This is a genomic window from candidate division WOR-3 bacterium (genome assembly GCA_039804165.1).
Classification (GTDB): Bacteria; Hydrothermota; UBA3072; order UBA3072; family UBA3072; genus JAFGHJ01.
Genome location: JBDRZZ010000032.1, coordinates 1 through 15,716 on the forward strand (window position 1 = coordinate 1; position 15,716 = coordinate 15,716).

14 protein-coding genes are annotated in these 15,716 nt (G+C 34.6%); 9 read left to right on the top strand and 5 right to left on the bottom strand.

Annotation, left to right across the window (positions count from 1 at the left end; all coding sequences use genetic code 11):
• Positions 1–212 precede the first annotated feature (212 nt).
• From ABIN61_08480 to ABIN61_08520, 9 genes are read left to right on the top strand one after another with little or no spacing between them, the layout of a single operon-like run.
• Positions 213–1,202, top strand: a complete 990-nt coding sequence (locus ABIN61_08480; GenBank protein MEO0294236.1) for a MoxR family ATPase — start codon at positions 213–215, stop codon at positions 1,200–1,202.
• A gap of 5 nt (positions 1,203–1,207) precedes the next feature.
• Positions 1,208–2,092 carry a DUF58 domain-containing protein gene (locus ABIN61_08485; GenBank protein MEO0294237.1) on the top strand — a complete coding sequence of 295 codons (885 nt, stop codon included), beginning with the start codon at positions 1,208–1,210 and terminating at the stop codon, positions 2,090–2,092.
• Positions 2,089–2,877 (top strand): hypothetical protein, encoded by a 789-nt coding sequence (locus tag ABIN61_08490; GenBank protein ID MEO0294238.1) that lies wholly within the window; start codon positions 2,089–2,091, stop codon positions 2,875–2,877. The genes ABIN61_08485 and ABIN61_08490 overlap by 4 nt, the downstream gene beginning before the upstream one ends.
• Complete coding sequence (locus ABIN61_08495; GenBank protein MEO0294239.1) at positions 2,861–3,832, top strand: VWA domain-containing protein; 972 nt, start codon at positions 2,861–2,863, stop codon at positions 3,830–3,832. The genes ABIN61_08490 and ABIN61_08495 overlap by 17 nt, the downstream gene beginning before the upstream one ends.
• Entirely contained in the window at positions 3,829–4,821 is a 993-nt protein-coding gene (locus tag ABIN61_08500; GenBank protein ID MEO0294240.1) for a VWA domain-containing protein, read from the top strand. The genes ABIN61_08495 and ABIN61_08500 overlap by 4 nt, the downstream gene beginning before the upstream one ends.
• A gap of 1 nt (position 4,822) precedes the next feature.
• On the top strand, positions 4,823–5,386 hold the full coding sequence (locus ABIN61_08505) for a tetratricopeptide repeat protein (protein MEO0294241.1): 564 nt from the start codon (positions 4,823–4,825) through the stop codon (positions 5,384–5,386).
• Entirely contained in the window at positions 5,380–7,086 is a 1,707-nt protein-coding gene (locus ABIN61_08510; protein ID MEO0294242.1) for a BatD family protein, read from the top strand. Before ABIN61_08505 ends, ABIN61_08510 begins: the two co-directional genes overlap by 7 nt.
• Entirely contained in the window at positions 7,073–7,780 is a 708-nt protein-coding gene (locus ABIN61_08515; protein MEO0294243.1) for a tetratricopeptide repeat protein, read from the top strand. Before ABIN61_08510 ends, ABIN61_08515 begins: the two co-directional genes overlap by 14 nt.
• Positions 7,777–8,406, top strand: a complete 630-nt coding sequence (locus ABIN61_08520; GenBank protein MEO0294244.1) for a hypothetical protein — start codon at positions 7,777–7,779, stop codon at positions 8,404–8,406. The genes ABIN61_08515 and ABIN61_08520 overlap by 4 nt, the downstream gene beginning before the upstream one ends.
• 5 nt (positions 8,407–8,411) lie before the next feature.
• On the opposite strand, the gene ABIN61_08525 is transcribed toward ABIN61_08520, so the two are convergent.
• From ABIN61_08525 to ABIN61_08545, 5 genes are all read right to left on the bottom strand, one after another.
• Complete coding sequence (locus ABIN61_08525; protein ID MEO0294245.1) at positions 8,412–10,415, bottom strand: DUF362 domain-containing protein; 2,004 nt, start codon at positions 10,413–10,415, stop codon at positions 8,412–8,414.
• Between the two features lie 56 nt (positions 10,416–10,471).
• Positions 10,472–12,409, bottom strand: a complete 1,938-nt coding sequence (locus ABIN61_08530; protein MEO0294246.1) for a methyltransferase domain-containing protein — start codon at positions 12,407–12,409, stop codon at positions 10,472–10,474.
• 60 nt (positions 12,410–12,469) lie between these two features.
• The gene (locus ABIN61_08535; GenBank protein MEO0294247.1) at positions 12,470–13,471 is read right to left on the bottom strand and encodes a zinc-dependent alcohol dehydrogenase family protein; all 1,002 of its coding nucleotides are present in this window, start codon (positions 13,469–13,471) and stop codon (positions 12,470–12,472) included.
• Between the two features lie 16 nt (positions 13,472–13,487).
• Entirely contained in the window at positions 13,488–15,068 is a 1,581-nt protein-coding gene (locus tag ABIN61_08540) for an NAD(P)H-hydrate dehydratase (GenBank protein ID MEO0294248.1), read from the bottom strand.
• 325 nt (positions 15,069–15,393) lie between these two features.
• Positions 15,394–15,716 (bottom strand): hypothetical protein (locus ABIN61_08545; GenBank protein ID MEO0294249.1); only part of this gene is annotated, 323 nt, incomplete at its 5' end.

Below are 15,716 nucleotides of genomic sequence, written 5' to 3' on the forward strand. Positions count from 1 at the left end.
AACTATTGGTTCACTCAAATCCAGTTCAGACGAGGAGTACGGTTGGAATCCAATGAGAAAACAAAATTTATAAGCCTCTTTCCCGAAATGGAGGTGTCTCTATGAAAAAATGGGGGGTTGTCAGTTAAGACAAGGGGTTGACAATTCTCTATTAAGGATTAATTTTTTTATTCTGCTCCCTAAAATAGATAGTTTTGCCAAAAGGAGGTAAAATGAGTATAGATTTGCAAAGCCTTAATGCTGAAGCAAAAGAGAAAAGTGCTGTAATTGAGACCTTACTTGCAGAGATTGGTAAATCTATTATTGGGCAAAGAGAAATAATAGAGAAAACTATAATTGGGCTTCTAACAAGAGGGCACATTCTAATAGAAGGTGTGCCGGGTCTTGCTAAAACTTATATAGTTAAAACCCTTGCAACAGCGGTTAACGCAAGTTTTAAGAGAATCCAATTTACCCCAGATCTTTTACCAGCTGATATAACAGGAACTCAGATATATAACCAGAAAACAGGAGAATTTACTCCGAAAAAGGGTCCTTTATTTGCAAATTTTATTCTTGCTGATGAGATAAATAGAGCTCCTCCAAAGGTTCAAAGTGCTTTGCTTGAAGCAATGCAAGAAAGGCAGGTAACAATTGGAGATGAAACTTATTCACTTCCAGATCCGTTTATGGTTCTTGCTACTCAGAACCCAATTGAACAAGAAGGAACATATCCTCTTCCCGAGGCTCAAGTAGATAGATTTAAACAGAAACTCATAATTACTTATCCCAATAAAGAAGAAGAAAAGAAAATAGTTGATCAACAAACACAAGAAAAACTACCTATAACAAAGCCTGTAATGGACTTGAAAGATTTAAATGCTCTTAGGGAGTTCATTTATAAAATACATGTGGATGAAAAGATAAAGGACTATATTGTGAATATAGTTTTTGCAACAAGGAATCCTTCTGAATACGGAGTTAAGGATCTTGAAGTTTATATTAGATATGGAGCTTCTCCGAGAGCTTCAATTTATCTCTATGAGGCAGCAAGAGCCCACGCTTTTTTACAAAGGAGGGGTTTTGTGATACCTGAAGACGTTAAAGCTGTGGTTTATGATATTCTTCGTCATAGAATAATATTATCCTATGAAGCTGAGGCTGAGGGAATAAAAGGAGAAGATATAATAAGAGAAATTCTGGAAGCTGTTGAAATACCATAAATTTTATGGAAGAGAGAATCAAAAAGATTCTTAAGGAAGTCAGAGTAATTGAAATAGAGTCCAAGAAGGTAGTTAACACCCTTTTTAGTGGTGAATATAAAAGCTCTTTTAAGGGTAAGGGGATGGAATTCCATGAGGTTAGGGAATATTTCCCGGGAGACGATATAAGGACTATCGATTGGAATGTTACCGCAAGGATGAATCATCCTTTTGTGAAGAGATTTATAGAGGAAAGAGAATTAACTATTTTCATAATTACAGACTGTAGCGGATCTGAAGAATTTGGGACAAAGAAAGAAAAGAAAAAAGATCTTATAGCAAGAATAGCTGCTCTTTTTGCTTTCTCTGCTGAGAGAAATAATGATAAAGTTGGACTCCTTCTATTTTCAGATAAAGTTGAACATTATCTTCCCCCGGGCAAAGGAAGTATGCATACTCTCCATTTGATTCGCGATATCTTGCTTTTTTCCCCCACTAGTCTTAAAACCGATCCTGTCCCTGCAATGGAATTTTCTCAGGGCGTTCTACGTCATGGTTCTATTGTTTTATTTATATCCGACTTTATAGGAGAAAAATTCAATGTTGAGCATATTAGATTGCCTCTTTCTCTAATGGCTAAGAAATTTGATTTCATTCCTGTTATAGTTCGAGATCCTCTTGAGTTTGATTTTAAAATAAAAGGAAGGGTTATCCTTCGTGATGGAGAAACGGGAAAGGAATTTATGTTCGACGGAAAAGAACTCTCTGAGAAGTTTAAGGAAATAAGAAAAGCAAGGGATGAGGAGCTTTATCGTTTATTCAATATAAATGGTCTTGATCGATTAGAGATAGGAACAGGTGAAGACTACGTAGGAGCTATTCACCAATTTTTCCAAATGAGATTACCATGATTTTTCTTTTATTGTTTTATGCTTTATCTATGGAGATAAAACCTGATTCTTCCACGGTTGGAGATTCTTTGACTCTTAAAATAAGAGGAAGGCTCCCAGATTCTATTTCGATTATTCTTCCAGATTCCTTCCCAGATATTTTAGTTCTTAATCCCATAAAAAAAATAAATGATACTTTAGCAATAGGTAAAATTGTCTCTTTCTCAACAGGCTCGCAAGATTTGAAGTTGAAGATTAATGAAGATACTTTAAAACTCTCTTATTTTGTGAAATCAGTGCTTACTGAAAATAAGAATTTATCACCAATATGGGGGCCTTATGGGTTTTTCAACTGGCTTTATTTACTTTGGCTTCTCATTATTCCTTTTGGTTTAGGTTTTTATTTCTTTGTGAAACTTAAGAAAAAGGAAGAAGGTCTTATTGAAAAAGAAGAAATATCACCAAAAGAAGAAGCCTTAAAAAACTTGGAATTTCTTATGGGAAAGGTAAATGATTGGGATTGGAATAAACTTTATACTTCCCTATCTTATATTTCAAGAAGATATATGGAAAGAAAGTTAAATATTCCTGCTGTAGAAGCAACAACTTCTGAACTAATACCCTTAATAAAAAAGGGCGGATATACTCCATTTTTTCCTCTAATAAAGGAATTTCCTGAATGGGATTTAATAAAATTTGCTGATGAGAAATCTACTCCTCAAGAATTCGAGAATGATGTTCTCTTAGTAAAAACTGCAATTTTAGAGATAGAAAAGGAAGAGGAGAGAAATGATTCATTTTCATAATCCATTTTATTTGTTTGGTCTTGGTTTATTGCCTTTAATTTATTTTTTAAAGAAGAGGATAAAAGAGGCTTCTATTCTATATTCTGACACTTCTTCTTTAGGAGTTAAACCTTTAGGTGAGGTTTTTATTAGGTTAAGGGATTATTTAATCTTGGGTATTATTGGTTTTATTTTTATTGGTCTTGCCAGACCAGAAAGAGGATATGAAACGGAAATTGTTCAGAAAGAAGGAATTGATATTGTGCTTGTTCTGGATATCTCAGGTTCTATGAGGGCTGTGGATTTTACTCCAAATCGTTTAGAAGTAGCAAAAAATCTTGCAATGGAGTTTGTGGACGGAAGGGAGGGAGATAGAATAGGGCTCGTTGTTTATGCAAGAGAAGCTTTGATTCAGTCTCCTCTAACCCTTGATCATGATTTGGTAAAAGAGCAGATAAATTCTCTTAGATTTGATCTTCTCCCTGATGGAACAGCGATAGGGATGGGGATCACTTATGGGAGTTTTCTTCTTTCTAATTCAAAAGGTGAAAGTAAAGTGATGGTTCTTCTTACAGATGGAATAAATAATGCGGGTAATATTGATCCAGAAACTGCAGCGAAAGATGCTCTTGCGAAAGGAATAAAAATTTATTCAATTGGGATTGGGGAAAGGGGGGAAGTTCCATATCCTGTTTTAGATGCTTTTGGAATTACAAGATATGTTAATGTTAATCTTGAAATTAATGAGGAGCTTCTAACAAAAATTTCTGATGAGACAGGTGGTAAGTATTTTCGAGCAACCTCTAAAGAGGCTCTTAAAGAAATATATAATACAATTGATAAGATGGAAAAAACAACTTTTAAAGTTGAACGATTTACAAAATATAAAGAGAAGCTTAGCTTTGCTTTAGTCCCTGCAATCTTTCTTTTTATTATTCTTTTTTTAGAACCTTTTATTATTGGGAGGGTTCCATGAATTGGGCTTCACCAATATATTTGAATTTACTATGGCTATTACCTTTATTTATGATGCTCCTTTTATATAGGAAAAGGAGAAATAAAAAATTGATTAACGCCTTAGTCTTAACAAAAGAGTTGAGACAAGTTATATGGAAAGAAGACCTAAAGAATTCTTTATGGAGGGAAATTCTATTAATTGTTTCTTTTGCATTTCTCGTTCTTTCGGCAGCAAGGCCAAGATGGGGAAAAAAATTATACATTTCTCGGATGGAGGGATATAATATTATCTTTGTGTTAGATGCTTCCTCTAGTATGCTCGCTCAGGATGTAAAAGGAGGTCGTTTAAATAAGGCAAAGGAGGCGATAAAAACTTCAATTACTCAGCTTCCTGGAAGTCGTTTTGGTCTTGTTGCTTTTTCAGGAGAAGCGTATAAATTGTGTCCTTTAACTACAGATGTTGAAACCTTTAGACTTTTTGTGGATCTCGTTGAGCCTTCTCTTATCCCAACAGAAGGAACAGATATTGGAGGTGGTATAAGGAAGGCTATTGAACTTTTCCCAGAAAAAATTAGTGGGTCTAAAATTATTATAGTAGTTACAGATGGAGAAAATACAAGAGGGGATCCAAGAGTAGATGCTTTGGAAGCAAGAAAAAGAGGAATAAAGGTGTTTACAATATCAGCTGGGACAAAAGAAGGAGCTCCAATCCCAAAATATGATTCAACAGGTAAATTTATAGAATATCTTAAGGATGATAATGGTAAAATCCATATATCTATTGTAAACCAAGATTTGCTTAAACTTATTGCAAATGCTGGAGGAGGAGAATTTTTGGAAGGAGAAGGAGTTGAACTTGGCCTTTTAACAAGACTTTTTAGAGACCTTGAGAGAGGGAAGTTTTCTTCAGAAAAGGTTGAAACTTATGAAGAAAAGTTCATTTTCTTTCTAATCCCTTCTCTTTTATCTCTCTTACTCGCTAATTTTATAAAAACTGGGAGGGAGTGATATGCTTTTTTATTTTTTGATTGCCTTAAATATATCTCCTTTAGTGAATAAAGCTAATAAGCTTTATAAGAGAGAGAAATATGAAGAAGCTTATAAACTTTATAAAAAGGCTTCTATTCTTAATCCTAAGAATGAAAAGATAAAATTCAATTTTGCAGATTGTGCTTTTGAATTAAAAAGATTTAGAGAAGCTGGAGATGAATTTGCAAGGCTAGTAACCTCTAAGGATAAAGACCTAAGAGAAAAAAGCTTCTATAATCTTGGGAATGTGTTTATGGAAGCTAAGCAATATGATGATGCTATATCTGCTTATAAGAATGCTCTTTTGTTGAATCCAAAAGACATTAGGGCAAAAAGGAATCTTGAGATAGCTAAGATGATGAAGAAAGAGGAAAAAGGAAAAAGTAAGGAGAAAGAAGAAAAAAAGGAAAAACAAGAACAGAAAAGGGAGCTACAACCTATTCCTCAATATAAAATGAATGAAGCTTTGAAAAATGAGCAAAAAGAAACAATGAAGAAAGCTTTAAAGATGGGAAGGAGAGAGGAGGATGCAGGGAAATGGTGATTTTACTTCTTATTTGCCTTACTTTTACAGCTTCTATTGATAAAACTATTGTGTTTGTTGGGGAGCCTTTTACTGTTAGTGTTTATATTGAAGGAGAGGACCTTGAGGGAGTTGGTGCCCCAAGACCTCCTTCGGTTTCTGGAATTGATATTCTTGGCTCATCAAGATCTCAATCCACTCAAATTAATTTTATAAATGGAAAAATTTCAAAATCTACAACCTTAAGGTTTGATTACCAGATGATTGCTAGTTCTGAAGGAGAATATACTATACCTCCTTTCACTTTAACATATAAAGGAGAAAAATACTCTACAGAGCCAATAAAAATAAATGTTAAAAAGGGGACTCCTCAACCTCAAAAACCTCAAAGGGTTACCCCTTCTCAACCAGAGAGAAAAATTTCTCCATCTATTTCAGGTTATGAAGATGTCTTTTTAGATTGCGAGGTCTCAAAAGGTTCTGTTTATCCTGGAGAGCCTTTAATAGTCAATCATTATCTTTATACGAGGGTAAACCTTACTAATATTCAGCTAATTAATTCCCCAAGTTATGAAAATGCTTGGGTAGAAAATCTTCAGACTCCAACAAGATTGGAATTCTCCAGAACTTCTATTGGTGGGGTTGGGTATTCAAGAGCTTTAATTAAAAGAGATCTTATTTTTCCTCTCGGAGAAAAAGACATTCAAATCAATCCGGCATCTATGGAGGTTTATGTTAGAGGAGACTTTTTCTCATTCTTTGATGAAAGGAGAATAATTTCTTCAGAACCAAAAACGATAAAGATAAAATCTTTTCCTTCTGATCGTCCTTCTGAATTTATTGATGCCGTTGGCAAATTCAGTTTTTCAGCAGAACTTGATACAGGAGAAGTGAAGGTTGATGCTCCTTTTTCTTTTAAGATAATAATAAAAGGGGAAGGGAATATAAATCTTTTATCTCCACCAGAAATTCCCTCTTCAAGAAAATTCGACGTATATCCTCCAGAATCAAAAGTAAATTCAAGCATTTCAGGAGGAACTTTAAAAGGGGAGAGAGTATTTACTTATCTTCTTACTCCTAAGGTTTCTGGTCTGGTTGAAATTCCAGAGATAAAGTGGGCTTATTTTGATTCAAAAACTGAAACTTTTATAAGAAAAACAATTGGTCCTTGGAGAATTCAAGTGAAATCTGTAGGAGAAAGCGAAAAAGAAATTGTAACAAGTAAAATTAGTGAGGATATTTCTTATGTTTTACCTGTTCCAATGAAAAAAGTTTATTTAATTCCTCCTTATCTTTTCCTATATTTTTTACCTTCTTTTATAGTTCTTCTATTGACTTCCTACTATGTTTGGGAGAAAAAGAAAATAGAAGGTGATCGTAGTTATGCAAGGGTGAAGGCAATCCCTAAAGAATTAAAAAAGGGGTTTATAAAATTAGAAAGAGAAAAAGCAAAAGGAGAGATGAGAGCTTTCTATGAAGAACTCTCCAGGGTTCTTCTTAAATTTCTAAAATTAAAATTTAATATAGATGTATTTGGAATGAAAAAAGAAGAAATTGCTAAAGAGCTACGGAGTAAAGATGTTACTGAAGAGGTTGTGGCTTCTCTCCTTGGAATTCTTGAGAAAAGCGAAATGGTTCGTTTTACTTCTTTTAAACCTAAAGAGGATGAGATTAGTAGGGATTTAAAAACTTTAAAAGAGGTGATTAATGCTTTATATTAGTTTATTTCTCTTTTTCTTAGGGGAAGTTCAAAAAACCGCAGAGGAATATTACAGAAATGGAGAATATGAAGAGGCTCTTCAGGAATATAAAAAGTATCTTGAGAAAGGAATTGTGAATCCTGAATTATATTTGAATATAGGGAATTGCTATTACAGAATGGGAGAGTTTGGGGAAAGTCTTCTATATTATAGGAGAGGATGGTTTCTTTCTCCAGGGAATAAAAATATAAAACATAATATTTATTTAATTGCAAAAAGGGAAGAGACTCCGAATCCATTCTTTTCTTTTTTTAGGGGTTTGATTGATAGAATATCTCTAAGAACTTTTTCGTATCTTCTTGCTCTTTCTTTTAATCTACTTGTGGGAGTTCTTTCAATATGTCTTCTTCAAAGAGTGAAATTAATAAATTTTCCAACCTATCCTTTTCTTTTTATCACTGGATTTTTTTTTGTTTTTTCTCTTTTAGGTTTTTCTAGTTGGTATGGGAGAGTTAAATCTAACTGGCTTGTAATAACAGAAACCACAATAGCTTATAGTGGACCTGGTGAACAATTTAAAGAGCTTATGAGAGTGGAAGAGACGGAGGAGGGGAATCTTATTAGGGAAGAAAATGGGTGGTGGTTAGTGCAATTTCAGGAAGGAGAAGGTGGGTGGATTGACTCAACCAAAGCTATGAGAGTGCTAAACAGATGAAGAAGAGAATAATAGGGCTTTCCCTTTTTGCAGTTGTTTTTGGTTATTTAGAAGCAGATGTTGTCACATATCTTAGATATCTTTATTATGAAGATCCTAAAATCCTTTTTCCTCTAAAAATGATGGATCCTGAAATTTTCGTCTTTGAAATCCTCCGAGAATTATCAACCCTTCTCATTATTACTTTAGTAAGTTATCTTTCTTCAAGGGAAAAAGAGGAAATTTTTTATCTCTGGATTTTTACTTTTGGAGTCTGGGATATATTTTATTATATTTTTCTATTTTTGATGATTAGGTGGCCAAGTTCTATTTTCTCTTTCGACCTTTTATTTTTGATCCCTTCTTTGTGGATTGCACCTATTATCTGTCCCATTCTTGTGTCTTTGGTTTTTATCTTGGGAGGTTTATATAATTTATTTAAGAAGAAAAGGAAGATGAAAATTAACCTTCTTCTCGGAATTTTTGGAGGAGTCTTAATTTTAATTTCCTTTCTTTATAAATCTTTAATTTTGAAAGATAATATTGAGAAAGTGGCTTTCCCTTCTTCTATTAACCAATTCCCCTGGCAATTTTTCTTACCCGGTTTTTTTCTCCTTTCTCTTGCTCTTTTTATAAGAAAGAGATAAAAACATTATTTAATAAGTAACATTTTTTTAGACTCTTCAAAAGATTCACCGTCTCTCATTACTTTCAGCTTATAAATATAGAATCCGCTTGGAGCTTCCTTTCCATTATTTTGTATTCCATCCCAGCTACAAAAATGAGAGCCCGCTGTTTTTTCTTTCTCTTTTATAAGAGTCGCCACTTCTTCTCCTAAGAGGTTGTAGATAGAAAGCTGGACTCTAGAAGTTTTCGGGATTTCATATCTAATTGTGGTAGAGCTATTGAAAGGATTAGGGTAGTTTTGATATAAAATTGGTCTTCCAGCCAAGATCTTTTCTTCTTCAACACCTTGCGTAACTCCAAGAATTTGGACAAGTTCAATCCCATTACCAGTTCCAAGATTTCTTGAATACTGTTTATTAGTTGCGTTATTCCAATGTTCATGGACTCCAAGACTCCATGGCATTGGGGTCCCATCTCCTTCAGGATCGTAGATAAGACTGTCTGGCCAATTTGCTGAATCCGCAGCTTGGTGGAGGTAATCATCAACTCCTTCCATCTGAACATAGGTAAGACCGGGATGATTTGCCTGAGTATACTCGGCTCTCAAGAAATCATAACCCACGGATTCAATTGCAACATTGTCTTGTGATATGAATATTGATGAGCTCCAGTCATTATTGAAAGGTTGAATTTTCCATTTGGTAGGTTTATCAAGTTCATGCCCTGCTGACCAGAGGGCGTCCATTAAAAATATCAAATTTTTTTCTCTAAATAACTCATAACCCATTAAATCAACCAAAACCCTATATAGACCATATTCGTGTCTTTCATTTTCTGGATGTTTCCCAGGCTCATCTGGGGCAACAAGCCCCATATGGAGATGAACAGCATTAGACCGGACATGGGAACCGAAATGATTTTTAGCAAAAAGAGTGACCCCTGCCCTTCTATGCCCTTTTAAAGTTGGAACATTTATCAAGTAATCACAATTCTCAAAGATTGTATAAAAGGTATCTATATAGATTGGACCTCCGGAATCAGCATTTTGGAAAGACCCCTCTCGGAGGACTGCTCCACTATCAGAATAATGGATTATAGAGGATCCTTTCTGAACCACCTCTCTTCCCCCATAATTTCTATCATGGTCAAGGTAGTGAATATTTGGAAATTCACTGTGCCATAGGTCATAATCATGATTGTAAAGATGCTTCATCGGGTCACCGATATAGATATACTGCTGGGGGACTCCCACTTCATATACAAGATGCCTTAAAAGAGATAAAACCAATTGAGGAGATGTTTCGGATACACCATAACTACTCCCAATTGGTTCAAAGTTAGGCCCAATCTGATAAGAGCTGGTTCTATTGATTTTTATAAATATTATCTCACCTTCCTGATAACCAACTTCCCCTTTCCCTCTTTGAGAATTATTATATCGAAAGATTTTATCCCAAGCATCTTTAACATTATTTTCCCCTACAAGCACTTTTACAGCTGTATCTAACATTGCATCTATAACATCTTGGTTATTATTCTTTGGGAGAAACCATCCATCACCTGTGGCTCCTGGATTGCAATTCTCATTCGTTGCATTTCGATCAAAAACCCACACAACTCTTCCAGGGAAAATCCCTTTTGCCTCTCCCATAGGTTGATTCGGTGGCTCGAGCTGACTCACCTCGTAAGAAGGTCCTTGAGCAAAGGCAGACTTATTTGTATGAAGAACAGCTACCGTTCCACTTATTATCCCCAGAAAGATAAGAACCCATCCAACAAGATATTTTGAATTTCTTAATTTTTCCTTTGCTTTTTTAATAGAAAAAATGGAAGCGAAAAGACTTGCTAAGTATACCATGAAAGTCCCTGCTGTTGGGATAGCAACCTTCATACAAGGGTAACGAAGTCTACTTGGTTTTGTCCCCACTCTTATAATTACCCAAACCAAAGAGAGAAATCCAAATAAAGGGAATAACATTGCAAGACCAATCTTTTTAACACGGTTTCTTATTTTTTTTATTTCCATCATCCTGACCTCCTATTTATATAAAATATATTTCTTTTTCTTTAAAAATCAAGTAAAAATTAACTTGTTTTCTTCTTCTGGTTTTGGCCTCTTAATCGTTCTTCAGCAGCTTGAAGAATTCTTCTAAGCATCTCAGAATAAGAAAGCCCAGCTATTTTTGCCATCTTTGCAAGATGTCCATCCCAACACCAACCAGGATTAGGATTAACTTCTAAGAGTTTTGGATTTTCTTTTTCATCAAGCCTCCAATCAAAGCGGGCATAATCTCTGCATTCAAGTCTTTCGAACAACCTAAGACACCATTCTATTATAGATTGTTCCATCTCTTTAGGAAGATTGGCTTTTATAGATTTTATATTCCAATATGGAGAGTGAGGTAACCACTTTGCTTCATAACCACAAATTTTAGGGAGCTCTTTAGGAAGAGAAGAATAATCCTCCTCTATTATTGGTAGGACCATATAGGAATCCGGAGGATTCCCTATGATTCCTACACTTAAGTCTTTTCCAGAAAGAAACTCTTCTACAAGGATGGGTTTATCATAACCGAATTTTTCTCTTATCTCTGAGATTGCGTTTGCGAGTTCCTCAAAGTTATTAACCACACTCCTTTGAGTTATTCCAAAACTTGAATCCCCAAAATTGGGTTTGACAAGAAAAGGGAATTCAAAGGGTAGTTCAAAAGTTGTATCCTCGGGTTTAACAAAAAATGCTTCTGGAACAGGTATCCCCATTTCTTTTGCAATTCCTCGAATGAGGGATTTATCATAACAGTGGGCAAGGCATTGAGGTCCGGCACCAGTATAAGGGATTTCTAAGATTTCTAAAAGAGCTGGAATATGAAGTTCTTTTCTTGGTTCGTTGTCATAACCTTCATCACATAAATTAAAAACGAAGGTATTTTTCTCTTTAAGCTTTAATAAATCAAAGATTAAAGTATCATGATTGTCTAAATAGGTAAACTGATATTCCTTAAGCTCTCTTAAGGCAGATTTCAGCTCGTCAATAGTATAGAAGTCATCATCATCAAAAATGCAGAAAGGTTTTAAGGGGTCAGCTTTACGTGGATCTCCTAAGATCACAACAACATTTTTAATAGCTTCCTTTTTTCTTACTGGTGTCCATTCTTTTTTCGCTATCGCTGTTAAAATAATTCGCTTTTCCATCATACCAAGATCTTGATTTCGGGTAGAAGTTGAATTAAGGCTCTCTTGAAATACAATGTTTCTGAAGTTTGCTAATTCAAGAAGTTCGTTTAAACTCTTCTTAGAATAAAGCCTTTCTGCGTAAAATTGATCCGCAATAACACCTTTTTCTATATGAGTAACAACCTCTCTTGAAATTAGCCGTTGTTTATCCAGAGAAAGGGAGCGCTCTCTACAAACGAAATGTTTTTTATCTATCCATTCCCAATTTCTTGGATTAAAGTGTTTCCTAAGATATTCTCCATCTGCAACATCTATTAAAAGTTTACCCCAAGGTTTTAAAACTCTTAGAATTTCCTTAAGAACTCTTAAGTCATCTTGAACTGTTTCAAAATAACCAAAACTATTTCCTAATAAAAGGACAATATCAAAACTATCAGGAGGATAGGGTAATTTTCTTGCATCCCCTTCTCTAAATCTAACATTCAAGAGTTCTTTTTTTGCTTGTGTTTTAGCTTTTTGGATTAAGTAATGTGAGCGGTCTATTCCTTCTACAAAATTAAAACCTCTTCTTGCTAATTCCAGAGAGTGCCGTCCTTGTCCACAGCATAAGTCTAAGATTTTATCTTCGGGAGAGAGTTTTAAAATTTCTATACAAAGATCAACTTCTTTTTTTGTGTTAGCGAGATTTTCTACAATATCACCGTCTGTTTTTAGATAAATTGAGTTAAAAATTAACCTCCACCAATCTGAGTGGACATATTCTTCTAAATTAGAAACAGGCCCAAGTAATTTGACTTTCTGTCCATTTTCTCTTTGGGGAGGCTTTTCATCCGATACTTTTGCCTCCATTTTTATTTACCTCCTTTTTATTTTATAATAACAAATAATTTGAAAATGGCAATATATGATTTATTCAAAAGAGACAACAGGCGTGCCCTCTACTTCCCCTCTTTTAAGTTTTAAAAGAGCTTTTGGTATTTCGTTGAAACCATACAACTCAATCCTTGAGTTTAGGTTAAGCTCATCTGCAATCTTTAAAAATTCTATTCCGTCTTTACGAGTTATATTTGCAATAGACTTAATACTTTTTTCTCGCCAAAGGAGATTGGGATAATCTTTAATTTCTATTTTTGACATATAAATTGGAGATAAGATTAATCTTCCTCCAGGCTTAAGCATAGACAAAACGTAGGAAACAAGTTCTCCATTAGGTGGATAGAGAATTGCGGCATCAAGTTCAATGGGGAGTTTATCTTCGTAGCTTCCAACCCAGCTTGCTTTTAATTTTTTAGCAAACTCCTGATTACGTTTGCTTCTTGTTACTACGAAACATTCAATATCTTCTGAGTTTGCAATTTGAAGCACATAAAAAGCTGTGGGGCCAAAACCAAATAGCCCCAATTTCTCTCCTTTTTTTATCTCTGCAAGACGGTAACCTCTATATCCTGTTATCCCTGCGCACATAAAAGGAACTTGTTCAGCAAAAGAGTGTTTTTCTCCAAGGTGAAAAGCGAAATTTTCATTAATAACTATTGCTTCTGTAAAACCTCCATCTACATCCCAACCCGTAAATTTTGCTTTTTCGCATAGATTTTCTATTCCTTTCCTGCAAAATTCGCATTCACCACAAGCTCTATAAAGCCAAGCCACTCCAACTTTATCTCCTATCTTGAAAGAAGTTATGTCTTCCCCAAGTTCTTCAACAATTCCAACAATTTGGTGTCCTGGAATTACTGGTTTTTTGTGAAGAGGTAAGTCTCCTTCTATTATATGTAAATCTGTTCTGCAAATTCCTGTTGCCTTAATTCTTATTCTTATTTCATTTTTTTGGGGAGAAGGAATAGAAATTTCTCTTTGGCATAATGGTTTTTCCTCTATCTTTTCTTGCTTTTCAAGAACCCAAGCTTTCATTTCTTTCTGATTTTATTTATATTATTTCTATATTTTTGATTATTTTGTTTCCTTTTCTTTTGTATTCTTTTATGGCTAAAGGTATCGAATTTAAAATATCAGTGGCTGTTATTCCTTCTTCCCCTTTTTCCTCACTTGCAATGTCTCCTGCAAGACCATGAAGAAAAACACCCAATTTGAGAGAATCTTTTATGGAATCCATTTTTTTAGGAGAAGCAACCGCTTTTAACATTGCAGGAATTATTCCTGTTAAAACATCACCAGAGCCTGCTGTTGCCATTCCGGGATTTCCGGTAAGATTTATGAAAACTTCTCCATTTGGGCATCCAATCAAAGAATTCGCTCCTTTAAAAACGATAAAGCAGCCATACTCAGAAGCTTTTTCTCTTACTATTTTTATTCTGTTCCTCTTTACCTCTTCCGTTTCTCCCCCAAATAACCTAACAAATTCTCCAGGATGCGGAGTCAAAACTGTGGGTTCTTTCCTCTTTTTAAGGAGACGGAGGTTGTCTTTTAAAGCTGTTAATCCATCTCCATCAACCAAAATTGGCTTTTTTATTTCCAAAATTAAGCTTCGGACCAACTCTTGAGTTTCTTCCACAAGAGAAAGACCAGGTCCAATAACAACTAAATCAACATTCTTAGAAAACTCAATCAATTCTTTTAAATTACTCGTAGAGATTGAGCCACGCTCTGTCTCTTTTTGTGGTAAAATAACAAGTTCTTTTCCTCTTCTTCCAATAAAAGATGAAATAGAGGAAGGAGTTGCAAGATAAGAAAGTCCTCCACCTGCTTTTAAAAAAGAGATTGCAGAAAAATAAGGTGCTCCGAGATATTTTTTTGAACCTGCAACAAAAAGGCATTTCCCAAAACTACCTTTATGGGTGTCTTTTTCTCTTCCCTTAAGAGGAGGAGGGTAGTTTATTTCGGTTTTAATAGATCTATCATTATAAAGTTGTGGTGGAAAAGAAATATGCGAGACAAAAAGTCTTTTCCAGTGTTCATACCCAGGAAAGTTAAAAATTCCTACTTTTGGTAATCCGAAAGTCACTGTAATATCACTTTTTACAGCAACTCCCATAATTTCTCCTGTGTCTCCGTTTATTCCTGAAGGGATATCCACACTTATGATTTTTTTACCAGATTTATTTATAAGTTCAATTACCTCTTTATAAATTCCACTTACTTCTCCTGAAACGCCAATTCCAAGTATTGCATCAATAATAATATCACTTTTCTCTATAGCTTTTTTTATCTCTCTTATATTTGGTTTTATTTTAAGTGGAACCCCAATCTTCTTTAAGATCTCAAAATTCTCCTTTGTGATTCCTTTTAGTTTTTCTTCTTCTGCAAGAAGGAAAAATTGCAGGCTTGCTCCATTTGAAAAGAGTTTTCTTGCCACAACCATTCCATCGCCACCATTATTTCCACCCCCTGCAAGGATTAAAAATTTATTTTTCTCAGTTTCAAATTCTTTTTCAATGACATAAAAAACTGCATTACCAGCATTTTCCATTAAAAGCATTTCTAAAATGCCATATTTTTCGCTAGCCGCTTGGTCTAATTTTCTTATTTCGAAAACAGAAGCTACTTTCATTATTTAAGTAATTTTAAAGCTTTGAATATTTATGTCAAGTATTAGAAAATTTATTGAGGATTTGTGAGAATCGTTCTCCTTTACTGACGCCCCTTTTTCATAGAGGCACTTCCATTTCGGCAAAAGAGGCTTATAAATTTCGTTTTCTCTTTGAATTTCAATCATACTCCTCCGAAATGATTTAAGTAAACCAATAGTTTAACTCCTCAAATTCTATTCTAAAATCTTGCTTCATTTGACAGTGAAATTCCTCTATTTCCCATCTCGCTCCATACGCTCTCAACATTTCTCTAAATACTTCTTCTGGTGTCGTTTCTTCCGGGACTCAACCAAGAAAATAACTGAACCCATTCTCTTTCCCTTCCACTCGTTTTTTCTTTATTACAAGCAACCATAATTTCTCTTTTCGATATTCCGAATATGGAAGGTAAACCTCTTTTATTCCAGCTGAATAATGTTCCTTCTTTATCCTATTTTTCCTCGTGATTTTATCAACGATAACTTCCCTCAATAAAGGAATCCTCCGCCATCCTTCATATCCCACTTTTTCTCCATCAATATATAAATGCCTCTGCTCCCTTAAACGGAGGACAAAGTAAAAACCCTTGCCTATCAACCATTCAATTACTCTGATCGCATCAAAGGCTC

Bases quoted from the DNA above. Each gene is read 5' to 3' on its own strand.
- ABIN61_08510 (MEO0294242.1), top strand. From the start codon at position 5,380: ATGGTGATTTTACTTCTTATTTGCCTTACTTTTACAGCTTCTATTGAT.
- ABIN61_08495 (MEO0294239.1), top strand. From the start codon at position 2,861: ATGATTCATTTTCATAATCCATTTTATTTGTTTGGTCTTGGTTTATTG.
- ABIN61_08485 (MEO0294237.1), top strand. From the start codon at position 1,208: ATGGAAGAGAGAATCAAAAAGATTCTTAAGGAAGTCAGAGTAATTGAA.
- ABIN61_08535 (MEO0294247.1), bottom strand. From the start codon at position 13,471: ATGAAAGCTTGGGTTCTTGAAAAGCAAGAAAAGATAGAGGAAAAACCA.
- ABIN61_08515 (MEO0294243.1), top strand. From the start codon at position 7,073: ATGCTTTATATTAGTTTATTTCTCTTTTTCTTAGGGGAAGTTCAAAAA.
- ABIN61_08520 (MEO0294244.1), top strand. From the start codon at position 7,777: ATGAAGAAGAGAATAATAGGGCTTTCCCTTTTTGCAGTTGTTTTTGGT.
- ABIN61_08500 (MEO0294240.1), top strand. From the start codon at position 3,829: ATGAATTGGGCTTCACCAATATATTTGAATTTACTATGGCTATTACCT.
- ABIN61_08530 (MEO0294246.1), bottom strand. From the start codon at position 12,409: ATGGAGGCAAAAGTATCGGATGAAAAGCCTCCCCAAAGAGAAAATGGA.
- ABIN61_08525 (MEO0294245.1), bottom strand. From the start codon at position 10,415: ATGATGGAAATAAAAAAAATAAGAAACCGTGTTAAAAAGATTGGTCTT.
- ABIN61_08540 (MEO0294248.1), bottom strand. From the start codon at position 15,068: ATGAAAGTAGCTTCTGTTTTCGAAATAAGAAAATTAGACCAAGCGGCT.
- ABIN61_08505 (MEO0294241.1), top strand. From the start codon at position 4,823: ATGCTTTTTTATTTTTTGATTGCCTTAAATATATCTCCTTTAGTGAAT.
- ABIN61_08490 (MEO0294238.1), top strand. From the start codon at position 2,089: ATGATTTTTCTTTTATTGTTTTATGCTTTATCTATGGAGATAAAACCT.
- ABIN61_08480 (MEO0294236.1), top strand. From the start codon at position 213: ATGAGTATAGATTTGCAAAGCCTTAATGCTGAAGCAAAAGAGAAAAGT.